Annotated in this window: 18 protein-coding genes, 1 rRNA gene and 2 pseudogenes; 8 read left to right on the plus strand and 13 right to left on the minus strand. The window is 48.0% G+C overall.

From position 1 onward, the window contains the following. Window positions 1-171: 171 nt before the first annotated feature. Window positions 172-1,713 carry a sigma-54 interaction domain-containing protein gene (locus tag ACQCN2_RS16045; protein WP_426929974.1) on the plus strand — a complete coding sequence of 514 codons (1,542 nt, stop codon included), beginning with the start codon at window positions 172-174 and terminating at the stop codon, window positions 1,711-1,713. A gap of 427 nt (window positions 1,714-2,140) precedes the next feature. On the opposite strand, the gene ACQCN2_RS16050 is transcribed toward ACQCN2_RS16045, so the two are convergent. The 7 genes from ACQCN2_RS16050 to ACQCN2_RS16080 all read right to left on the minus strand — a co-directional run bounded on the left by ACQCN2_RS16050 (window position 2,141) and on the right by ACQCN2_RS16080 (window position 9,887). Beyond that, window positions 2,141-2,836: an ABC transporter ATP-binding protein gene (locus tag ACQCN2_RS16050; RefSeq protein WP_426929975.1), complete on the minus strand. Its 696-nt coding sequence runs from the start codon at window positions 2,834-2,836 to the stop codon at window positions 2,141-2,143. A gap of 17 nt (window positions 2,837-2,853) precedes the next feature. After that, on the minus strand, window positions 2,854-3,624 hold the full coding sequence (locus ACQCN2_RS16055; RefSeq protein WP_426929949.1) for an ABC transporter ATP-binding protein: 771 nt from the start codon (window positions 3,622-3,624) through the stop codon (window positions 2,854-2,856). Next, the gene (locus ACQCN2_RS16060) at window positions 3,590-4,582 is read right to left on the minus strand and encodes a branched-chain amino acid ABC transporter permease (RefSeq protein ID WP_426929950.1); all 993 of its coding nucleotides are present in this window, start codon (window positions 4,580-4,582) and stop codon (window positions 3,590-3,592) included. The genes ACQCN2_RS16055 and ACQCN2_RS16060 overlap by 35 nt, the downstream gene beginning before the upstream one ends. Before the next feature lie 7 nt (window positions 4,583-4,589). Continuing rightward, on the minus strand, window positions 4,590-5,495 hold the full coding sequence (locus tag ACQCN2_RS16065) for a branched-chain amino acid ABC transporter permease (RefSeq protein WP_426929951.1): 906 nt from the start codon (window positions 5,493-5,495) through the stop codon (window positions 4,590-4,592). Window positions 5,496-5,515: 20 nt separating this feature from the next. Continuing rightward, window positions 5,516-6,670: a branched-chain amino acid ABC transporter substrate-binding protein gene (locus tag ACQCN2_RS16070; RefSeq protein WP_426929952.1), complete on the minus strand. Its 1,155-nt coding sequence runs from the start codon at window positions 6,668-6,670 to the stop codon at window positions 5,516-5,518. Between the two features lie 23 nt (window positions 6,671-6,693). Then, entirely contained in the window at window positions 6,694-8,352 is a 1,659-nt protein-coding gene (locus tag ACQCN2_RS16075; protein ID WP_426929953.1) for a peptide ABC transporter substrate-binding protein, read from the minus strand. Between the two features lie 467 nt (window positions 8,353-8,819). Next, window positions 8,820-9,887 (minus strand): M24 family metallopeptidase, encoded by a 1,068-nt coding sequence (locus ACQCN2_RS16080; RefSeq protein WP_426929954.1) that lies wholly within the window; start codon window positions 9,885-9,887, stop codon window positions 8,820-8,822. A gap of 165 nt (window positions 9,888-10,052) precedes the next feature. On the opposite strand from ACQCN2_RS16080, the gene ACQCN2_RS16085 reads away from it, so the two are divergent. Genes ACQCN2_RS16085 through ACQCN2_RS16095 form a run of 3 tightly spaced genes read left to right on the plus strand, consistent with a single transcriptional unit; the run spans window position 10,053 to window position 11,863 of the window. After that, window positions 10,053-10,322 (plus strand): (2Fe-2S)-binding protein, encoded by a 270-nt coding sequence (locus tag ACQCN2_RS16085; RefSeq protein ID WP_426929955.1) that lies wholly within the window; start codon window positions 10,053-10,055, stop codon window positions 10,320-10,322. Then, complete coding sequence (locus ACQCN2_RS16090) at window positions 10,323-10,658, plus strand: (2Fe-2S)-binding protein (protein ID WP_426929956.1); 336 nt, start codon at window positions 10,323-10,325, stop codon at window positions 10,656-10,658. It abuts the gene before it with no gap. Continuing rightward, window positions 10,655-11,863, plus strand: coding sequence for an NAD(P)/FAD-dependent oxidoreductase (locus ACQCN2_RS16095; RefSeq protein WP_426929957.1), 1,209 nt, complete (start codon window positions 10,655-10,657; stop codon window positions 11,861-11,863). The genes ACQCN2_RS16090 and ACQCN2_RS16095 overlap by 4 nt, the downstream gene beginning before the upstream one ends. A gap of 72 nt (window positions 11,864-11,935) precedes the next feature. Here ACQCN2_RS16095 and ACQCN2_RS16100 read toward each other — a convergent pair whose 3' ends face one another. The 3 genes from ACQCN2_RS16100 to ACQCN2_RS16110 form a co-directional block, all read right to left on the minus strand. Next, entirely contained in the window at window positions 11,936-12,499 is a 564-nt protein-coding gene (locus ACQCN2_RS16100; RefSeq protein WP_426929958.1) for a putative glycolipid-binding domain-containing protein, read from the minus strand. Window positions 12,500-12,781: 282 nt separating this feature from the next. Next, window positions 12,782-14,086, minus strand: a complete 1,305-nt coding sequence (locus ACQCN2_RS16105) for an MFS transporter (RefSeq protein ID WP_426929959.1) — start codon at window positions 14,084-14,086, stop codon at window positions 12,782-12,784. Window positions 14,087-14,459: 373 nt separating this feature from the next. Then, entirely contained in the window at window positions 14,460-15,137 is a 678-nt protein-coding gene (locus ACQCN2_RS16110) for a hypothetical protein (RefSeq protein ID WP_426929960.1), read from the minus strand. A gap of 403 nt (window positions 15,138-15,540) precedes the next feature. On the opposite strand from ACQCN2_RS16110, the gene ACQCN2_RS16115 reads away from it, so the two are divergent. The 3 genes from ACQCN2_RS16115 (at window position 15,541) to ACQCN2_RS16125 (ending at window position 18,799) form a co-directional block, all read left to right on the plus strand. Further along, window positions 15,541-16,101, plus strand: coding sequence for an ECF-type riboflavin transporter substrate-binding protein (locus ACQCN2_RS16115; protein WP_426929961.1), 561 nt, complete (start codon window positions 15,541-15,543; stop codon window positions 16,099-16,101). A 167-nt stretch (window positions 16,102-16,268) separates the two neighbouring features. Then, complete coding sequence (locus ACQCN2_RS16120) at window positions 16,269-17,975, plus strand: ABC transporter ATP-binding protein (protein WP_426929962.1); 1,707 nt, start codon at window positions 16,269-16,271, stop codon at window positions 17,973-17,975. After that, entirely contained in the window at window positions 17,972-18,799 is an 828-nt protein-coding gene (locus ACQCN2_RS16125; RefSeq protein WP_426929963.1) for an energy-coupling factor transporter transmembrane component T family protein, read from the plus strand. The genes ACQCN2_RS16120 and ACQCN2_RS16125 overlap by 4 nt, the downstream gene beginning before the upstream one ends. 479 nt (window positions 18,800-19,278) lie before the next feature. Here the strand turns inward: ACQCN2_RS16125 and ACQCN2_RS16130 are convergent. Next, a pseudogene (locus ACQCN2_RS16130) lies at window positions 19,279-19,617 on the minus strand (formylglycine-generating enzyme family protein); the annotation flags it as partial. 103 nt (window positions 19,618-19,720) lie between these two features. Here ACQCN2_RS16130 and ACQCN2_RS16135 point away from each other — a divergent pair. Next, a complete protein-coding gene (locus ACQCN2_RS16135; protein ID WP_426929964.1) occupies window positions 19,721-21,427 on the plus strand; it encodes an NAD-dependent malic enzyme in 1,707 nt (568 codons plus the stop codon). Between the two features lie 6 nt (window positions 21,428-21,433). Here ACQCN2_RS16135 and ACQCN2_RS16140 read toward each other — a convergent pair. Together ACQCN2_RS16140 and ACQCN2_RS16145 are read right to left on the minus strand one after the other, a co-directional pair. Further along, window positions 21,434-21,520 (minus strand): annotated as a pseudogene (locus ACQCN2_RS16140) (DUF444 family protein); the annotation flags it as partial. Window positions 21,521-21,772: 252 nt separating this feature from the next. Next, window positions 21,773-21,866 (minus strand): 23S ribosomal RNA (locus ACQCN2_RS16145); the annotation flags it as partial.

A 21,866-nucleotide genomic window follows, 5' to 3' on the forward strand; every position in this document is an offset into this window, starting at 1 on the left:
TGCAAGCTATGTGCCAATCCTTAAAACAGGGCTTTCCCCTTCATTCTGTCTAAAAAAATTGACACTACTAGCAGGAAGTGTATAATACTTAGGAAATGTATAAATATTTGGACATTATTATCACGTGGAGGGATTCGCTTGAAGCATAAGCTGCCGACGCTCCAAGAAGTAATGCAGCGAGATGTGGAGAAACTGGATACAACGGAGATCTACCCGACCGTTTCACTTGCTAGTTCACTCGCTCAGGCGATTCCGCTGCTCTGGCAAAGCCGCTTAGTCCTCGTGACGAACGAGCACGGGGAAACAGTGGGTTATGTAAGCCAACACGAAGCGCTTCCGGCCGTTTTTCGCGCCTATGAATATCTTGAAGCGTACTTTGAGACGATGATCAAAACCATGGATGCCTCCATTTCGGTTATTGACGAGAGTGGTAACGTCGTAGTCTGGACGGAAGGAGCGGAGCAGATTTTTTCCATTAAGGCGAACGAGATCATCGGCAAGCCAATCACCGATTTTTTCCCGATGGATATGCTGCAAACCATCAAGACGCTGAAGACAGGGGAGTCCGTCTATCGCCGACAGCACCAGCCGCGTGAAGATATTTTCGTATTGATCAACACCAATCCAATCCAATTGCATGACCAAATCATTGGAGCCGTTGCCGCTGAAACAGATATCACCAGCCAGGTTCGTTTGAATCAGGAACTCTTGAACGCCACCAAAAAAGTTCACCATCTGCAACAGGAAATGGCGAAGCTAAGCCCATCCACCGATCCGTTTCAGTCGATCAAAGGAACCAGTCATGCGATTAAAAGGATCAAGGGTCTCATCCAAAAGCTGAAAGGCACAGAGGTAACCGTCCTGATTCTTGGCGAAAGCGGGGTAGGCAAGGAACTGTTTGCCAAAGCGGTTCATGACGTCAGAGAAGAGCCGGGAACACCGTTTGTCGCCATCAACTGCGGAGCCATTGCTCCCTCCTTGTTCGAAAGCGAACTGTTTGGTTATGAAAAAGGAGCTTTTTCAGGAGCTGATCAAAAAGGGAAAAAGGGTATGATCGAGCTGGCTCGTGGAGGCACGTTGTTCCTCGATGAGGTAGGTGAAATGCCGCTCGATATGCAAGTGAAGCTATTGCGGGTTTTGCAAGAGAAGAAGTACTATCCGGTCGGCGGCACAAGACAGATTGATGCCGATTTTCGCGTTGTAGCAGCGACAAACAAGAACCTGGAAGACTTGATTAAAGAAGGAAAATTTCGCGAGGATCTGTACTACCGTCTCAATGTAGTGACGCTTCACATACCACCTTTGCGGGAGCGCATTGAGGACGCGATTGAACTGGCCCATTACTTCTTATATGAGTTCTCCTTGCGTTACAACCGACCGATTCAAGCGCTCTCGCCCAATCTGATGCAAAGCCTGTTGGAACACGACTGGCCGGGGAACATTCGCGAGCTGCGCAACACGATTGAACGAGTTGTCGTGTTTTCCACAGATGGAGTCATCAAGGAAGAGGATCTGCCCAGCTCGTTTCAGAACAATCCGAAGCATCCGCCATTACCCACAAGTGAAGAACTGCTCTCCTTGCAGGAGGAGCTTGAGGAACACGAGCGGCGAGTCATCATCCGAGCGATTGAGCTGGAGAAAGGCAACAAGCTGGCTGCCGCCAAACGTCTCGGGATCTCTCGGGCGACGTTGTATAATAAGATTAAGAAATAGCGGGGGGAGAAAAGACTTCGTCCCTCTAAGCTCTGTTTAAGCTCGCGTGTAGCAACAACTGTCCGCTTCGTTCACTTCGGAAGGGAGTCGACAAGAAAATCACTTCGCTTCTCACTGACGTAAAGAATGCCGACTCTTTTTCCTTCCTACGTTCTCTACGCTGGGTTTCGCTTAAAATGAGACACGAGCGGCCGAAGTCTTTTCTCTAGTTGGATTGCGCGCATGGAAAAAGTTTAATTGCTTTACCACGTAAAGCAATTAAACTTTTTTAATAAACTTAAAAAACAACTTCCCCATCCAGACCGCCGATAGCGCCGTTCACGCTTCGGCGGCATTACCTCTGACAAAATGCGGATCACTTCCATAACCATCCCCTCCATTTTTGGACGATAAGGCAATGTAAGACGTGATCGTATTCATTCTGCTTTCAACTTCCCAGGTACGCTTTTACGATCGAGTCATCTTTTCGCAGCACTTCCGCTGTATTTTGTACCGTGATCCTGCCGATCTCCATCACATAACCGCGGTGAGCCAGACCCAAAGCCGCCTTGGTGTTTTGCTCAATCAATAGAATTGTCGTCCCTTGTCGGTTGATCTCTCTGATGATGGCCATAATCTCCTGAACGATAATCGGCGCCAAACCCATTGAAGGTTCATCCAGCATGAGTAATTTGGGCCGCGCCATCAATCCGCGGCAAATGGCTAGCATCTGCTGTTCCCCACCGCTCAAGGTTCCAGCCAACTGTTTGCTTCTCTCTTTTAATCGAGGAAAAAACTCAAAAGAACGTTCAATTCCCTCTTTTACCAAGCCTTTGTTCCCTCGTACCGTAAAGGCGCCCAGTTCCAGATTTTCCACTACCGTCAGCCCGGTGAATATGCGCCTCCCTTCCGGCACATGAATCATACCCGCTTCAACGATTTTATGTGGTTGCATTTGGACGATGTTTCGCCCTTGAAAGAGGATTTCTCCGTTTTTCGGCTTCACCAGACCGGAGATCGTCTTCAGCGTCGTGCTTTTTCCGGCTCCATTGCTTCCCAGAAGGGCAACGATCTCACCCTCGTGTACTTCCAGACTGATTCCTTTCAATGCCTGATTCTTACCATAGAAGGCTTGAACGTCCATCAAGCTCAACAGCGCACTCACACGGCCTCCTCCTTCCCCAGATAAGCCTCCACAACCCGTGGATCGTTCAACACTTGATCTGGTGCTCCTTCCGCGATCTTTTCTCCGTAATCAAGCACAATCAGGTTTTCGGCCACTTTTTTAATCAGCGCCATATCGTGTTCAATAATCAACACTGTCACTCGGTACGTTGCTTGAATTCGGCGGATCAGCTGGATCAGATTCTCCTTCTCTTCGTAATTCAGCCCAGCCGCCGGTTCATCCAAGAGAAGCACTTGGGGCTTGGTCGCCAACGCTCTGGCAATTTCGAGATAACGCTGCGTTCCATATGGCAAATGCTTAGCGATGCGATGCGCGTACTGCTCGATTCCCACGAAGGAGAGGCAATCCATTGCGGTTGCTTCGATCAGGTGCTCTTCTTCCCGCTGCGCTCGGGTATGCAGCAAAGCCCCCAGAACCTTTTGTTTCGTTCGACAATGCATCCCGGCCTTCACGTTATCCAGCACGGTCAGGTTAGGAAACAAACGCAGATTCTGAAACGTTCGGGCAAGTCCCAGTCGGGTGATTTCACTCGGTTTTTTGTTGTTCAGGCAGACCCCGTTTAATTCAATCTTTCCTTTGTTCGGCTGATAAAAGCCCGTCAGCAAGTTAAAAACGGATGTCTTTCCCGCCCCGTTTGGCCCGATGATGCTCGTTATGGAGCCCGCCTCCACGTCAAAGGACAGATTGTTGATCGCAACCAAACCGCCAAACCTAAGCGTTACATTTTTCATTGTCAAACTGTGCATCGGTGCTTTCCCTCCCCTCCATCTCGGCCTCTTTCTGTGCTTCCTTGCCGGATTGGGCCGGCCACAAGCCTTGAGGGCGATACACCATCATCACAATCAGCGCAACTCCGAACAGCACAAAGCGCCAATCCTCTACGGAGCGGAGCAATTCCGGAAGAGCGATGACCAACACGGCCCCCAGCACAACACCAGAAACGCTCCCCAAACCTCCCAACACGACCGCAAGCAAAATCATGATGGACTGCATGAAACTGAAGCTTAACGGAGCGATGGCGCTCATTTTGACAGCGAAGATGGAACCGGCGAGACAACCGATCACAGCACCGATAGAGTACGCCAAAAGTTTCATGTGGATTCGATTAATCCCCATCGCTTCCGCCGCATCCTCGTCTTCCCGAATGTACGTCCAGGCGCGGCCAATCCGAGAACGGCGCAACCGAGAAACACAGATGACAGATAATATCGCTACGACAAGGAACATGTAGTAAAAGTCCTGCTGTCCAGACAACATATAACCGCCTATCGAAGGACGAGGAATTCCATAGATGCCAGACGCTGACCCTGTGATCGTCAGATTGATCGCTAAAATTCGAATGATTTCACCAAAACCAAGTGTAACGATTGCCAAATAGTCACTGCGCAGCCGCAACGTCGGAGCGCCAATGATGACCCCGATGATGGCGCTAATCACGATCCCGACCGGAAGCGTAAGCCAAAAAGACCAATGGTACACCGTCATCAAGATTCCCGTGGTGTAGGCACCAACCGCGAAAAAAGCGGCGTAACCAAGATCGAGCAGTCCCGCAAAACCGACGACAATATTTAACCCCTGGGCCAGTACGACATAAAGCAGGGCCATCGTCGCTACGTCCAGCCAGTAATTGTTGATGCCAAAGGGAAGCAGGCAGGCCGCAAGCGCAAACAGGATGAGCACCCATACGTTTACAGATCGTTTCATCTTTCACCTACATCCTCTCTGTCACTTTTGTGCCCATGATGCCTGTCGGTTTCAACACGAGAATCAGGATTAACAAAGAAAACACGACGACATCCTTCCACGAACCGCCAAAAAAGTACGTCCCCGTCGTCTCAATCAGCCCAAGCACAAGGCCCCCAAGCATAGCGCCCGGGATACTCCCGATTCCGCCCAAAACAGCGGCGGTAAACGCCTTTAACCCAATGATGAAACCCATCATGAAGTTGACCGTCCCGTAATAGGCTCCCGCCATCATCCCTGCTCCGGCTGCGAGAGATGCTCCGATAAAAAACGTAAGCGCAATCACCCGATTCACATTGACACCCATCAGGCTGCATGCCGTCTGATCCAGCGCAATCGCTCGCATTGCCTTGCCGTAAAAGGTGCGTCCAATAAACAGGTGCAAGGTTAGCATCAACAGGGCAGATACGAGCACCAATGTCCCTTGTACATAGGTGATATGTGCCCCGAATACATCCCATCCCTGGTTAGACAGTTGTATCGGATATACCCGATACTGTGCTCCCCATCCAATCATTGACCCATTCTCAAGCAACAGTGACACCCCAATGGCCGTAATCAAAATCGACAGACGGGGAGCAAGAAGAAGCGGGCGATACGCCACCCGCTCAATCCCCATTGCCACTACCCCGACAATCGCCATCGTCGCGAGAAAGACAAAGGCAATTCCCATCAAGCCCGCACCGGATGTCCCATTGTCGGTCAACCAGCTTAAGAGACTATATCCAACAAACGCTCCGAGCATGTACAGATCTCCGTGAGCAAAGTTAAGCAGCTTGATGATCCCGAACACCATGGTGTAACCCAGCGCGATCAAACTGTAAAAAGCTCCGATCACCAACCCGTCTGATAGTGTTTGCACAAGCATTTCCATGGCCGCATTCTCCTTCCCGCCTACTTGGCCAGCGTGAACTTACCACCTGCCACCTGTATAACGGCAAAGTTGGAGGTGTCCAACGTATTTTGGTTGTTAAAGGAGATCGTTTGCCCCAACGCCTGAAATTCCTTGGTTTCCTTGATTGCTTTTTTCAGCGCTTCCTTATCTGTTGAATTGGCGCGCTTGAGCGAATCAGCTAATAGATTAATCCCGTTGTACGTGAGAGCCGAAAAAGGTCCCGGAGCAAGGTTATACGCTTGCTTGTACTCGCTGACGAACGCTTGCGCCCCATCGATTAACTCTGCCGTAGGAGTGGCTGTGATCAAAAGACCCTCCGCATTGTCAGCTCCTGCTATCTTGATCACATCCTCACTGAAGGAACCGTCACCCACCATGAAAAGCCCAGGAACACTCTTTTGCTTAAATTGCTTCAGCATGAGACCTCCCGCAGCATAGTAACCGGTAAAATAGGTGGCGTCCGGCTGCAGCCCCTTTAGTTTGGTAGCTAGTGCGCTAAAATCCTTTTCTTCCGGATTGATTGCCTCAAAGGCGATGACGGTGCCACCCGCCTTCTCAATCGCTGCCTTGGCCGAGTCGGCAAGATCCTTGGCGTACGCGGAGTTGTCATGAACCAGCGCTATTTTTTTTGCATTTTTATTTCCCATGTAATCGGCTGCTTTTTGCGCCTGATCAGGAACCAGCCCATTGATCAAAAATAGCGTATCGTACCCTTGCGCCGGCAATTTGGCGGAATTCGCTGCCGTGACGATCATCGGTATTCCAGCGTTTTTAAATACGCCGGATGCTGGCAGAGTCGCTCCGGAACAGTATCCCCCAACAACCGCCGTGACGTTTTGGGAAACCAGTTTGTTGGCTGCCGCCGTCGACATCTGCGGATCACAACCATCGTCCGCAATTTCTATCTTCAGTTTTTTCCCGAGAACGCCGCCAGCCGCATTGATCTTTTTCACCGCCATGTCCACCGCATTGGACATATCCTTGCCGTCCGTCGCGTTGTTGCCCGTCATCGGGAGAATTACCCCTACTACTATTTCGTTATCCCCTGCCCCTGACGAGCTTGATGAGCCAGAAGTCTGCTGATTAGAACAGCCAGCGAGAGCTAACGCAACAATCATGATCATCGATACAACCGCACTTCTCCACTTTTTCATATGCGACTCCTCCTTCTACTGGTCTACTCGATTGAAGCCCACTTCCAGTCAATTCCACCAAGAGCATCTGTCACCACGTTATGAACCTTGTCGTTCTTCACCCATGTGTGCGTGTAATAATAGATCGGCATAATCGGCATTTCGTCCATCAGAATCTGTTCGGCCTGCTTCAAGATTTCTTTTCGTTTTTGTGGATCGGATTCGAGCGCCGATTGATTCAGCAATTCCTTGTATTTCGGATTCTCCCAGCGGGTATCGTTGTTTCCACCCATCTTTTCTTTGAAAATTTCCAGGAAGTTGATCGGATCGTTAAAGTCTGCCGACCAGCCCGAACGCCCTACCTGGTAGTTGCCCTGATGCAACGTCTCCAGATACACTTTCCACTCCTGATTCTCTAACTTCACATCAGCCCCAAGGTTTTTACGCCACTGATCTTGAATCGCTTCGGCAAGTTTCTTGTGTCCCTCTGACGTGTTGTAGGAAAGTGTAATCGGCGGCAGCTTGGTGATACCCAGTTCCTTCATTCCTTCCGCCAACAGTTTTTTACTGGTCTCTTGATCGTTGTCCTTGAACCATCCATTTGGATTCAGCGACATCGATGGAGGAACTATCGCCATAGCCGGTTGCTGGTTAGCCTGCAATACGTTGTCAATTAACGATTGTCGATTGATCGCATAGGCAAATGCTTTGCGGATTTTAACGTTGTTGAACGGAGGTTTTTCTGTGTTAAATTTGTACCAGTAGGTTGCGGCTACGGGGTGAACGACCATTTTCCCCGAGTTTTTCATGGCAGGCATTGAATCTGTCGGCAGTGAACTGAGCGGATGACCTGCCCAATCGATTTCTCCATTTTCAAACATGGAAAGCTCCGTATTTTCATCCTCTACCATAGAAAATTCAATTTTGTCGAGCTTCACCGCATCTTTATCCCAGTAGTTGTCGTTTTTCACCATTACTAGTTTGCTCTTGTGTTCCCAGCTTTCCATTTTGAAAGGTCCGTTGCCCAGGTGAGTCTTGGCATCCGTCGCCCAATTGGGATTCGCCTTGACCAGCTTCTCGTTGACTGGAAAGTAGGTATCAAATGCAGTCAGCTCCAGAAAGAAAGGGGTTGGATTTTCCAACGTAACTTGCAGTGTCTTGTCATCCAGTGCCTTGACACCTACGTCATCCAGTTTGGCTTTGCCCTTGTTAGCCGCTTCGCCATTCTTGATATAATAGAGTTGATAGGCGTAATTGGAAGCTGTCTTCGGATCCAGCGCCCGCTTCCATGCAAACTCAAAATCTTTCGCCGTAAGGGGTTCGCCGTTGCTCCATTTGGAATCCCGCAGCTTGAATGTATACGTTTTCATATCAGGAGAAACTTCGATCTTCTCGGCGATCGCCTCATGTGGTTTACCGTCTTCCTGAATGCGTGTCAATCCGTCAAATGTAGCTTTGTTGATGGCCAATGAAGTCGTGTCTTCGGCAATCGTCGGATCGGCAGTTGGTGGTTCTGAATGCAGATTCCAGCGCAGTACCTTGGCCTCACCCGGTGATTTTGCCGCGGTGGTTGTCGATTGCGTTGACTGTCCAGCTGATGATTGGCCGGAAGCCCCTCCTGTTTGACCACCACCAGAACAGCCGGACAAAACAGCCCCCAACATAACCAGTGAACTCGTCAAAATAAACAAACTTTTTCTCAACAACGATTCCCCCTTTATTTAATTTTGAATATTTCGAATTAATTGAAACTGCAAAACCTATGCCAATCCCTGTACTCACGAAACACGTAACAAGTGTAAAGGCTTCTGTACAGTGTCTGGGGGAAGCTGTATAAAAATCTGGACAGAGGGAGAAAAGACTTCGTCCCTCTGTGCTCTGTTTAAGCTCGCGTGTAGTATTTGCTGTCCGCTCCGTTCACTGCGGAAGGGAGTCGACAAGAAAATCACTTCGTTTCTCAGTCTGATGTAAAGAATGCCGACTCTTTTCCTTCCTTCGTTCTCTACGCTTGGTATCCCTTAAAATGAGCGTCGAGCGGACGAAGTCTTTTCTTTAGCGGGCTTACGCGAAAAGAAGGAAAGTTTAATCACTTTACCGTTGTAAAGAAATTAAACATTCCAATAAGATAGAAAAATCCCAGCACCAATTAGGCACTGGGATTTCACGTTCCTTATAAAACAATCAATTCACGTGGGGAATGAGTCAAGAGTTCATTGCCGTTGGCTGTAACCAGGATGTCATCCTCGATGCGGACTCCTCCCAAGCCGGGCACGTAGATTCCGGGCTCTACGGTGATCACCATTCCCTGTTCAATCACTTTGACACAGCTTTTGGACAAAAATGGCTCTTCGTGTATGTCGAGACCCACACCGTGGCCCAGCCCTGTACCGAAGTTTTCGCCGTATCCATGCGCGTCAATGTAGTCCCGAGACAGCGCATCCGCTTCCCGTCCGGTGATTCCCGGTTTGATTCCGTCAATCCCCTTTTTCAAGGCCTCCAATACAATTCCGTAGATCTCTCTTAGTTTTGGGTGAGGATCTCCAAGTGCCACTGTTCGTGTGATATCGGAGCGATAACCTTGATAAACAGCACCGAAATCAAGCGTGATCATATCCCCTTGTTCTAATTGCTTCTCACTCGCCACTCCGTGCGGTAGGGCAGATCGAACGCCTGAGGCCACGATCGTGTCAAAAGCGGAGGAACTTGCCCCTTGGTTGCGCATGAATGCCTCCAGTTCGTTCGACACTTCCCACTCTTTCACACCCGGTCTCATCCATCCGATGATATGCGTGAAAGCAGCGTCAGCGATCTGCGCAGCCGTGCGTAGCTTATCCAGCTCGTCCGGGGTTTTGATCATCCGAAGTTTTTCCACTAGCCCCGAAACAGGTATCATTTCTCGCTTCCACTCGGATTCAACCTTCCGAAACAGGCCGCAGGTCAAGTGATCTTCTTCAAAGCCAAGCCTCTTTATACCTATTTGCTCGGCCAGGCTAGCCACCTGCGTAAATAGCGCATCCTTCGTAGGCAGTTTGACTACCTCGTAGTGTGGCGCCTGCTTAAGCGCTTGCTCCGAATAACGAAAATCAGTCAATAGCATGGCTTTGTCCGCGGAAATTAAAACATAACCGTATGTACCCGTAAAATTAGTCAAATAACGTCGATTTTGCCCATACGATACGAGAAGGCCATCAATTCCTTCCCTCTTCATCTGCTCTCTCAACTTTTGAAGTTTCTCCATTTTTCTTCTCCTCTCAGAACTTGGTTGTGCGTTAAAAACTTAAGCAACTCCCATGCCATCCAGTAAACCTGTTCATCCGAATGCATAAGGGCTATGATTTGTCGAAGGGCTGGCATGGATCATGCAGGAATTGACCAAAAGCAAACGAGAGGAGGCGCTTCTAGCATGAAACCGAACAACATGGTGATATGCCGATGCGAAGAAGTAACATTGGGTGAGATAGTCGAAACCCTTGAAACCTATCCATGCACCGCACGAGAGTTGAAGCTGCGTACACGTGCCGGAATGGGGTATTGCGGTGGTCGCACCTGCCGCAGCCTATTGAACAACATTATAGAGGGTACAACCGGAATTCAACCTGACAACACAGCTCCGTTGAAGTACCAGCCACCAGTGCGCCCTGTAACCTTTCAACTTATCGGGGGGCGGGAGTAAATGAATCACAGAATTCTGAACCACCCCATACTCGGTTCAAGAGAGGCGGCAGATTCACTCTCTTTTCGGTTCAATGGAATCAATTATACTGCTTTGGAAGGGGAAACTATTGCCGCATCCTTACTGGCAAATGGGATTCGGACATTGCGCGTTCACGAAGAAAAAGGGACTCCCCGGGGGATTTATTGTAATATCGGCCATTGTCTCGAATGCCGAGTCAGCGTGAACGGTGTCCCTGGGATTCGCTCCTGTCTCACGCTTGTGGAAGAAGGTATGGAGGTCCAGGGGAACAGTATCCTGCCAACGCCGCTCAAGTCAGGAGGCAAAATAAAATGATGGATGTGCTTATTGTCGGTGCGGGACCGGCCGGACTTTCGGCAGCGGTTGCATGTGCAGAAAAAGGCTTGTCTGTGCGAGTGATAGATGAATTTTATCGACCGGGTGGCAGATTGTTGGGACAGCTGCATCAAGAGCCAAGCGGTGAGTGGTGGAATGGTTGGGAAGAAGCCGCCAAATTGTGTGACAAGGCCAAAAGCTCAGGTGTGGATATCCGTTGTGGAGTAAGCGTCTTCTCCGTGCAGCAAGGAGACCGAGGATGGATCGTGTCCACCAGCGAAGGAGATATGGAAACAACCACGTTGTTGTTGGCGACTGGCGCATCCGAAACCTCCGTTCCTATCCCTGGCTGGACACTCCCTGGCGTCATGTCCATTGGAGCAGCTCAGGTGATGACCAATGTGCAGCGCGTACGTGTCGGTGAACGCGGTGTGATTGTTGGCATCAACATTTTGTCCATGGCGATCTCCCGTGAATTGATGCTCGCGGGCGTCAAAATCGACCGCATGGTGCTTCCCTCCATGTCCATCGTCACCGAGGAGGCTGCAAAACCGAAAGCTGTCATGCAGTCCATGCTTCGCTTTGCTCATCTTGCCCCTTCACCCTTTCTTCGAATCGGCAGCAAGTTCGTCGTCAATGAGTGGCTGCAAGGTTTAGGTATCAGGTTCTATCCCAAAAATGGGGTGAAGACGTGGGACATCCCAATACAGCTGCGCAAGGCGGCAGTAGAAATTATCGGGACAACCTGTGTGGAAGGCGTTCGGATCGCTGACGTCACTCCTTCCGGGGAAATCATTGCCGGAACCGAACAAGTCATACCCGCCGACTTCGTCTGTATCTCCGGAGGGCTTAGTCCACTCGCGGAGCTAGCAGCGGTAGCAGGCTGTCCCTTCGCTTACATCCCTTCACTCGGTGGACATGTTCCCCTTCACAATGAGCGGATGCAGACTCCGTTGAAAGGACTTTACGTGGCAGGCAACATCACCGGAATCGAAAGCGCCAAGGTAGCGTCTGCCCAGGGAACCGTTGCTGGCTTAGCTATCGCTGCGGATGCTGGCAAGCTGGCAAGCGAGGAGGCCTTGCTTCAGGCGATTAACGGAGTGAGCTTGGTACGTCAAAAAGCAACCATCCAATTCCACCCGAACATCGTGGAAGGAAGAAATACCTTAAAGAATACTGCCCTCATTTCTCATAAAATCGGATAACTTGTCGTAGTAGGAATAGGACGTGTACTGAGACGCCTGATCGCTGTGAACGGTCAGGCCAGTCACGTCGTTTCAAATAGTCTCACGAAAGAATAAATTAGGATAATCCAATACAATGCCGTTTGAGTCCACCGTAATGTTCTCCTGAAAATTTCCGCTCTGATATTGATAGACAGATGAATTCTCCCCACTATCAAGTAAGGTATACTTCTGCTTAACTTGTTTATAAACCAAATCACGAGCTGAAATGTAAACGACTTTGATCTCTCGCTGTTGTGATAGATCAAACGATAATCGTCTAATAGGAAGTGTATTCGTAAAAGGGGTGCATGATAGATCAATATCAACGCAGCCTGAGAGTTCTGAAACGACTTCTCCCTTTTCATCTCTCCAAATCCCATTGCCGTCAGATGTCAGCCTCAAAAATCGATCTTCTCCCAACATACACATGGTTACTTCTCGAGTGACCCAATTTTGGTCGAGAACGAGATCATATTTTAATCGAAAGAGTTGATCCTCATCTAATCTTCCAATGACAATACTATCTACGAGAATTTGATTATTTTTTTCTCTTATTTTGAGATGTTCATAACCGGTCCCGGTGCTTGGTCTCCATACAATCTCCATAGGTAACATCTAAAATCCTCCTATCATTTGTCCACGAAAGATAGTTTACCATGTTTTGTGTGTAGACCATATCCTTATGGAAATCATTGCGAGGCAAAAAGAAACGGGGATATTTATATCCTTCACTGATTCCTTGTGGACAATTGACGTAGACACACAAGAGGTTTACGATCGATTACTTGAATCATACTTTTAAGATAATGAACATGGTTTTTGACTAAAGAAAAGGGACCGATTTTTCGGTCCTTTTGTATGTTCCAGTATTCGTTTCCGTTTATCTTAAGTTTTCAACTACATCGACTTATTTTCCGATGTCATCACTTTGCGAGGGTTACGTGACCATATCACGACTGGAATCAGCAAAAGCGAGAGAATCCCCCCGCCGAGAGAGAGCATTCCGTAGCTAGAATTGGCCACCACCACACCAGACAGCGCCCCCCCTGATGCCCCAGCTAAAGCGATCAATACATCAATGGTTCCTTGAGTTTTTGCCCGAGACGCTGGATCAGTCGAATCAATAAGAATCGCTGTGCCACTAATTAACCCAAAGTTCCAACCAAGTCCCAGCAAGGCGAGCGCAATGATGAGTACTCCCGTGGAATCAGCGGGGGCAATCGCTGCGACAATGCATGCAGCAAGTAGAATCCCTCCCGAAGCAACCGACATTGGCATACGCCCGACCTTATCAACAAGAATACCCGTCACGAGAGACGGTAGGAACATCGCCCCAATATGAATACCGATAACCAATCCTACCTCGCTCAAACTATGTCCGTGATGCCTCATATGAACGGGCGTCATGGTCATGATGGCAACCATTACGATTTGCGTTAAGACCATGACGGCAGCCCCGACAATGATTCCCCGATTATTCATTGTCGGGGTACTCCTAGGCATGTCAGAATGGGTGCCCTGATCGACCTCTGCTTCGGCGATCGCTTTGGCGATGACATATGGATCGGGGCGGAGGAAAATCCAAAATACCAATCCGGCAAGGATGAAAGCAGCAGCAGCTAGTATGAATGGCCCCGCCAAGGCAGGGACACCGATTGACGTAGCGAATTGCCCCATTACAGATACCAAGTTTGGACCGGCAACAGCACCGAATGTAGTTGAAACCATGGCAATACTCACCGCTGTTGCCCGCTGAGTCGGCTTCGCTAAATCCGTTCCCGCATAACGCGCTTGCAGGTTGGTAGACGTGCCTGCCCCATAGATAAGGAGTGAAGCGAACAAAAGGGTGATACTATGACTAACTGCCGCAAAAACTACCCCGATTGCCCCAATGCCTCCTGTCAAGAACCCGATCGCAAGCCCCGAACGTCGGCCATATCGTTGCGAAATACGACCAACAATTAGTGCGGCCACAGCTGAGCCAAGGGTGAGCAGCGCTGCGGGAACACCTGCCAAACTATCCGTTCCCAGCATATCCTTGGCAAGGAGCGCTCCGACAGTGACTCCCGCGGCAAGTCCCGCACCCCCAAACATTTGCGATAGGATGACAATAAGCAACGTTCGTTTATATACCTTGCTTTGCAAATCTGGGGAATCAACGTAATCCCGTAATTGTTTTACACCTCGGGGTTCATGCGACATTGCTTTGAACCACCTTTCTGTTTATTTGTAAATTGTGGAGGTCCAAAGTCGTCATTTTATCAGACTTTTCCACGAAACCATTTAATACTTTTATTAAATAGTTGATATTCTAAATTTTCCGCATGGGAATGTCAACCAATTTATGGAGTTTCAGTTGGGGTACCATTCTTAAAAACTTTCCTATTAATTTACTGGATTAAAATAAATTTCTTTAATGCAATATAACCTGACATCAATTACCTTTGTGTAAACTCCCTGGGAGTACAATTTATTAGGAATATTATCTTTAAATAAGAAATTCGAACACAATACTTTCTAAATACGGTATAACGAAAACCGTTTCCAAGCACAAAAAATCAATTCATAAGATCTATCAAGCCACTATCAGTTGGATCATTTGATGTTTGATAAGCAATTCGGTCACCTTTATCATTAAAACCCTCAATTTCAATAGAAAAGGAATCCGCTGAAGGTAGAAATACGAACCAGATTGTATGCCCAGTTCCTTCCCGGTTAGTTTAGCTTTATATTTATCACCCTTAAAGTTGACGGTAACACTTTTAATCGATGGATCTAAAACCTCCCCAAACACCATTGGGAAAGGGGTTGAGATATGCTCTACTTGAGGGAAATTCATATAAGTTAATGCGGACTTCGCTTGAAGAGGAGATTTGTTTAGCCCCATTCCGTATCCTCCACCCCATCCCCATTTCCAACCGAGCCATGTTTTCCGCGCGTACTCAACCTGAAGATTGGTACTCTCTTGTTGATAATCTCGCTTAATAAACAAAAGGATCCCTTCTTTTACAGGTTCTCGGTGAATGACATCGATGGATGGAAAATGTCGAAACTGTTGAATTGCATCCTCTGGAGTTTTACCAAGAGGGATGCGAATCGTTTCGTTAAGTCCCATAGCATGAGACATTCTCCAATCCGATAATCCCCCCGCGGTATCGTTAATTAGAACAAGTCCGTATAAAAGAATGGCGGTAACAACAATCACTCCGGTAGTGATCCATATGAGTCGTTTTTGCTTTGTTGGTACTGGCAATTTTACCACCTCAAATAAAATTTGCTCTTTTGAGTGGTTAGACGCGATAATCACACAAAAGTTACTAAGTGGAAACAATGGAAAATAATACAGTAAGCAAAACCTTGTTAATGTTCCGCAATAAGAAAAAAGGATCGGCTTGAGCGCAGCCCTTTGTCAAATCCAGTTTTCAGGGTGTTTTCTCACTTGTTTCCTTGTTATTTTTTTAATCTACAAGAACTGAATAGCGAAGCAACAAATTATGGTAAAATTCAGCAAGTATATGGGGAAGCACGATATATTGATAAAGAGCAGCAAGCGAAGAGCCAAACCACCATATTCCAATCCATCCACACATTCGCTATAATGTTCCTGTATTCGCAATATTTATCTCATCTTAAATATTTCTAAGGAGGAACAGGATATGGGAAACAGCAATGGGTTGTCCATCAAGACAATCGTGGCAATCGGCGTCGGTTCTGCATTATTCGTAATTCTCGGACGCTTTGGGTCAATTCCAACCGGCATTCCGAACACCAACATTGAGACAGCATACGCTTTGCTTGCACTTATGGCGATTATTTTTGGACCTGTCGCAGGTCTCTTGATCGGCCTAATCGGGCACACGCTGAAGGACGCCATCTTTTACGGTTCACCGTGGTTTAGCTGGGTGATTGCCTCGGCAGTCGTCGGTTTGATCATCGGCTTCGCGGCCAAAAACATCCGCATTCGGGAAGGAGAGTTTGGGAAGAGTGAAATCATTCGCTTCAACCTCTTTCAGATAATCGCAAATGCCGCAGCATGGTTTGTGGTTGCACCAATGCTCGACATCGTCATCTATGCAGAGCCAACGGATAAAGTATTCGTCCAAGGAATTGTAGCAGGGATTTCCAATATGGTGACCGTAGGTATTTTGGGCACCTTGCTCGGAATCGGTTACGCCAAAACGAGAACCAAAACGGGAACCTTGAGCAAAGAAGGTTAAGATGAAAAGCCGGTGAGGTTTCACCGGTTTTTCCGTTCGTCGAGAGGATTTTATTCAATCGCCGACACTATCACACCCTACGCGTCGCAACTAGGCAGTCGCCTACGCCGAAGGCTTGGCGCCAGCCTAGTTTTTTATGATTACGAGAAGGTAAGAGGACGATCAACATGAAGAAACCGATTATCGAATTTAAAGATTATAGCTTTCAATATCGTGCGCAAGCGGAGCCGACGCTACATGGTATTAATCTAACCATTTACGAAGGAGAGAAGGTTCTCATCGTAGGCCCGTCCGGTTCAGGAAAGAGCACGCTGGCCCACTGCATCAACGGTTTAGTTCCCTTTTTTTATCCGGGAGAGAGCAAAGGGTCTTTGAAAATCATGGACCAGGAACAGAAGAACCTGAGCATCTTTCAACTGTCGGAGATGGTAGGTACGGTACTGCAGGATCCAGATGGGCAATTTGTCGGACTCACCGTCGCGGAGGATATCGCGTTCAAGCTGGAAAATAAAGGTGTTCCACAGTCTGATATGTTCGCTAAGGTGGCGGCTGCGGCTCAAGATGCCGGCATACACAGCCATCTGACAGCCTCTCCGCATGCGCTCTCCGGGGGGCAGAAGCAAAGAACAACCCTGGGAGGCGTCATGGTGGACGATGTGGACATCCTGCTGTTTGACGAACCCCTTGCTAACCTGGATCCTCGTACCGGAAAAGAGACGATTGAGCTGATTCACCGCATCAAGGAAGAAACAGGAAAAACGGTGATCATCGTAGAGCATCGCCTGGAGGACGTACTGCATCGTGAGGTAGACCGGATCATTGTTATGACAGAAGGGCGTGTGGCGGCTGATTTGACACCCAACCAGCTGCTGTGCTCCACGCTCTTGCAGGAGACCGGCATCCGTGAACCTCTGTACATAACCGCATTAAAATATGCAGGATGCGAGATTACAGAAGAAATGAATCCCCAGCATATCGACACCATCCGGCTCGAGCCATGTAGGGATAAATTGATTAATTGGGTGCATGGTTTGAAACAACCTGAGAGTGCGGCCCAAACGAACGCCCTCCTGGAACTAGAACAGGTTACTTTCGGCTATGACAGCGGCAGGACGATCCTCCAAGATATCTCCTTTCGCATTCATCAAGGAGAAATGGTAAGCATCGTCGGGAAAAACGGAGCCGGAAAATCCACGCTGTCCAAGCTAATTTGCGGCTTTCATCAACCGACTTCCGGACGGATTTTCTATAACGGAAGGGATATGATCGACGACACGATTAAAGAACGGGCGGATTCTATCGGTTTTGTTATGCAAAATCCCAATCAGATGATCTCGAAAACCATGATAGTCGATGAGGTGGCTTTGGGACTGCGAGTGCGCGGGGTGCCGGAAGAGGAATGCATGGCGCGCGTCTATGACGTTTTGCGAGTGTGTGGACTTTATGAGATGCGCAACTGGCCCATATCGGCGCTGAGCTTTGGTCAGAAGAAGCGGGTCACCATCGCCTCTATCCTGGTGCTGGGTCCAGAAGTCATCATTCTGGATGAACCAACTGCAGGGCAAGACTTCAAGCATTACAATGAAATTATGGAGTTTTTGCTCGACTTGAACCGCAGCGGCAAGACGATCATCATGATTACACACGACATGCACCTCATGCTCGAGTATGCACAGCGTACCATCGTGCTTGCGGACGGCAATAAGATTGCTGATGACACACCGGCAACCGTCTTAACGAACCCGGGCGTACTTGAATCGGCCAATCTGAAGATGACGTCTGTCAATGAATTGGCGCTCCGTGCAGGATACGATCGCCCACGGGAATTTGTGCAAAGATTCATTGATTATGACAGGGGGATTCGGGTTCGATGAGAACAGCAATGTTGACTTATACTAAAATGGACTCGCCTATCCATCGTCTAACAGGTGTAACCAAGTTGATCTTTTTCGTGGTATGGTCAACCACCGCTATGATCACTTATGATACCCGGAGCTTGCTAGCGATGTTTCTCATTAGTTTGATCATATTCAAAAGTTCGAAGGTTTCATTTCGGGATGTCTCTTTTGTGCTGTATCTAATCCTGTTCTTTATGCTGCTGAATCACTTGGCCATCTTCGCCTTTTCTCCTCTAGAGGGTGTGAAAATATACGGCTCGCGGCATGATTTGTTTCACATTGCGGGCAGGTACACCGTAACGGCCGAACAGCTTTTTTATCAAGCCAATATTACGCTGAAATACGTAACGGTCATTCCCATGGCCCTGCTGTTTATCCTGACGACGGATCCCAGCGAATTCGCAGCATCTCTAAACCGTATCGGTGTCAGCTACAAAATTGCCTATGCCGTCGCGATTGCTATGCGCTATATCCCGGACCTGCTGCGTGACTATCAAAACATATCGTTCGCCGCGCAAGCACGGGGAATCGATCTGTCCAAGAAAACGAAGCTGCGCCAACGAGTGAAAAACTCGCTATCCGTGCTGATGCCGCTGATTTTCTCCAGCCTGGAACGGATCGAAACGATTAGTGCCGCTATGGAGCTACGAGGGTTTGGACACAAGAACAAGCGCACCTGGTACAGCTCACGTCCTTTTTCCAAGAGCGACTATGCGGCTATTCTGTTGGTTTTTGTCATCATGGTGGCGTCGACTGTCCTCACATTTTATGATGGATCACGGTTTTACAACATTTTTTGATCGTCTGACCTGCAATGCAGCTCCGCCTAAGTAAGCTGTTAGACTGCTCTATCCTTCCGAACAAAAATCCAGTCAAAACACGATAATAAAGTGTTAGACTGGATTTGTTTTTTTGTGCTAACGATACCCGTTAGTGAAGTACAGATAAATTAACACAACGTATGTTTTATAAAGTTAATGATTTTTTAGATCACCTTCGTGCCGCTTGGGATGAAACCCCTTAGATGTTTGGCTTGCTCAACAACTAATGAGATCCTTATGCTCCTTACAAACCATCCAGAAAGTAGAGTTAGAAGCATGGTTGTTTCAAAGACTAAGCTTCCGGAAGAGTTGCAAGTAAAGTTGGCACATGATCTTGAATTTAATGTTAAACACAGCATTGCGTTTAACAAAAAAGCTACTCTCAAAGTCCTTCAAGTTCTTGTAGACGAGGAAGGTGATGAACTCAGAAGTCATGTTCTTACACTTGTTTGTAGAAATTAAAAAGACCGGGCAAGACGGAATCCAAGGTCGTCTATGCAAAATGTAGGATGGCTACGACGACGATATGAAGCCCCGCAACCCCTTGCCTCTTCAGCCCAGCTGCCTCCTCGAAAAATTCGGTAGGAGCCGTAAACTTGCTCATCATATAAATCCCAGCACTTCTCCCAAACATTCCCAATCATGTCATACAGCCCCCATGCATTCGGTTCCTTTCTTCCTACTTCATGGACTTGGTCTACTGAATTTTCATTATACCAGGCAATCTTATCTAACTCTCCGTATCTATAACCAGTGGTCCCTGCTTTACATGCATATTGCCACTCTGCTTCTGTAGGAATAGGAGAATCAAACAAATAGTAACAGCATGCATGATTAATCGCTTCATCGGACAATTTAAAAGCTGGATGAAATAACCTTATGGAATAGAGGGATGGAACATTGCGAAATTTCACAGTACATCCAAAGGGGATTATTGAAACCAGCGCAAAAGGGGCTGAAGTGCTGAAAACCCCTCAACTTAATAAAGGTGTGGCTTTTACATCAGAGGAGCGGCATGAACTGGGTCTTAGAGGTTTGCTCCCTCCAACTGTTCTTACTATTCAACAGCAAGCTGAACGAGCCTATCAACAATATTCTAGTCAGCCTTCGAATGTGTTAAAAAATGTATACTTATCGGCTCTTCGCGACAGGAACGAAGTTTTGTTCTATCGACTGGTTTCCGAGCACTTAAGTGAAATGCTGCCTATTATCTACACCCCAACAGTCGGTGAAGCGATTGAGCACTATAGCCAACTATATCGTCGCCCTGTTGGTGTTTATTTATCTATCGACGATCCAGACAGCATTGAGGAAGCATTCATTAACTTCGGTGCGCATGCAAACGAAATTGATATCATCGTAGCCACTGACGGTGAACGTATTTTGGGCATAGGAGATTGGGGTGTGGGCGGTATTGACATTGCCTTGGGTAAGCTCGCCGTGTATACGGTGGCGGGCGGTATTGATCCTCGTCGCGTGATCCCGGTCATTTTAGATGTGGGCACGAACCGGGAAGAATTGCTGAATGACCCACTCTATGTCGGAATTCGCCATCCACGGATTCATGGTAAACAGTATGATACGTTCATTGATCGGTATGTCCGTATTGCACAGAAGATCTATCCGAATGCCCTTCTACATTGGGAAGACTTTGCACAGCCAAATGCCAGACCAATCCTTGAAAGATATAAAGATGAGATCTGTACGATTAATGACGACATTCAGGGAACTGGTTCGGTTTCGCTGGCGGTTGTATTGTCCGCAGTACGCGCTTCTGAGAAACCTTTGTCGGAACATAGAATTGTTGTGTTTGGCGCGGGGACTGCTGGTATTGGTGTTGCGGAACAAATTCGGGATGAGATGGTACGGGGAGGACTTTCGCAAAAGGAGGCAACTAGCAGGTTTTGGGCAATTGATCGACCGGGGCTGTTGCTTCAATCTATGGAAGACCTTCGGGATTTTCAAAAGCCTTTTGCGCGTCCAGTGGAGGAAGTAGACGACTGGAATAAAGATGCCGAGGGTAAAATTAGCCTTCTAGAGGTGGTTCAGCGGGTACATCCCACCATTCTTATCGGGACTTCGACGGTTGGAGGATCGTTTACTAAAGAAATTGTCAAAGCGATGGCAGCTCACACAGACCACCCCATCATTTTGCCTCTCTCCAATCCCACAGCCAAGTCCGAGGCAAAGCCATCCGATCTTATCGAGTGGACAGATGGAAAAGCCTTGGTTGCTACCGGAAGTCCGTTTGAACCGGTCCATTACAAAGGGGTAACCTATATCATTGGACAAGCCAATAACGCTTTTGTATTCCCTGGAATTGGACTTGGCACGATTGTGTCGAAGGCTGAGCGAGTAACAGACAGCATGCTCGTCGCTGCTGCAAAAGCGGTGGCAGGGATGGTTGACATCTGCGCGCCAGGTGCATCACTGCTTCCCAAGATTGAAGACCTCCGGATCACTTCAGCTAAGGTCGCTATAGCAGTGGTAAAGTGCGCCATTTCTGAAGGCGTGGCAAAAGCACGAATTGATGACATTGAGCAAGCCGTACACGAAGCGATGTGGCAGCCTGAATATGGATGTATTAAGGCGGTAAAGGTGAAATAAAAATGACACGCAGTGCATGAACTTCGGCTCCTTGATGTGGCGATAAGCGGACATCAGGGTTGAATGCCTGTTATACTGGTTGAGAAGTTGATAAGTCCTTTCTTTCAATATTCGTCATCACCATGTGTTACGACACTTTAACTCGAACTCTAACCTCATTAGGTAGCATAAAAAAACAAAGCAGCTCATGGCTCTATCTCGAAAGATAGGTTCATGAGCTGCTTTGTTGTTCTCTGAAAACTGGATAACAGGTCGCTCCTATATGCTTCTTGTTGGCTCCGTCCGCCTATGGCGCAAAGTCGCTGCACAAGAACATATACTCGCTCTGACATTCGCTAAGAAAACGTGGATAAGTCCTCGACCGATTAGTATTCGTCAGCTCCATGCGTTGCCGCACTTCCACACCGAACCTATCAACCTCATCGTCTATGAGGGGTCT

The sequence above is a fragment of the Brevibacillus ginsengisoli genome (assembly GCF_050113715.1).
Taxonomy (GTDB): domain Bacteria; phylum Bacillota; class Bacilli; order Brevibacillales; family Brevibacillaceae; genus Brevibacillus_H; species Brevibacillus_H ginsengisoli.

Coding starts and splice junctions, on each gene's coding strand:
- ACQCN2_RS16120 (WP_426929962.1), top strand. CDS start 16,269: ATGAAGAAACCGATTATCGAATTTAAAGATTATAGCTTTCAATATCGT.
- ACQCN2_RS16090 (WP_426929956.1), top strand. CDS start 10,323: ATGAATCACAGAATTCTGAACCACCCCATACTCGGTTCAAGAGAGGCG.
- ACQCN2_RS16045 (WP_426929974.1), top strand. CDS start 172: ATGCAGCGAGATGTGGAGAAACTGGATACAACGGAGATCTACCCGACC.
- ACQCN2_RS16105 (WP_426929959.1), bottom strand. CDS start 14,086: ATGTCGCATGAACCCCGAGGTGTAAAACAATTACGGGATTACGTTGAT.
- ACQCN2_RS16115 (WP_426929961.1), top strand. CDS start 15,541: ATGGGAAACAGCAATGGGTTGTCCATCAAGACAATCGTGGCAATCGGC.
- ACQCN2_RS16050 (WP_426929975.1), bottom strand. CDS start 2,836: ATGGACGTTCAAGCCTTCTATGGTAAGAATCAGGCATTGAAAGGAATC.
- ACQCN2_RS16100 (WP_426929958.1), bottom strand. CDS start 12,499: ATGTTACCTATGGAGATTGTATGGAGACCAAGCACCGGGACCGGTTAT.
- ACQCN2_RS16060 (WP_426929950.1), bottom strand. CDS start 4,582: ATGAAACGATCTGTAAACGTATGGGTGCTCATCCTGTTTGCGCTTGCG.
- ACQCN2_RS16125 (WP_426929963.1), top strand. CDS start 17,972: ATGAGAACAGCAATGTTGACTTATACTAAAATGGACTCGCCTATCCAT.
- ACQCN2_RS16085 (WP_426929955.1), top strand. CDS start 10,053: ATGAAACCGAACAACATGGTGATATGCCGATGCGAAGAAGTAACATTG.
- ACQCN2_RS16065 (WP_426929951.1), bottom strand. CDS start 5,495: ATGGAAATGCTTGTGCAAACACTATCAGACGGGTTGGTGATCGGAGCT.
- ACQCN2_RS16095 (WP_426929957.1), top strand. CDS start 10,655: ATGATGGATGTGCTTATTGTCGGTGCGGGACCGGCCGGACTTTCGGCA.
- ACQCN2_RS16080 (WP_426929954.1), bottom strand. CDS start 9,887: ATGGAGAAACTTCAAAAGTTGAGAGAGCAGATGAAGAGGGAAGGAATT.
- ACQCN2_RS16070 (WP_426929952.1), bottom strand. CDS start 6,670: ATGAAAAAGTGGAGAAGTGCGGTTGTATCGATGATCATGATTGTTGCG.
- ACQCN2_RS16055 (WP_426929949.1), bottom strand. CDS start 3,624: ATGCACAGTTTGACAATGAAAAATGTAACGCTTAGGTTTGGCGGTTTG.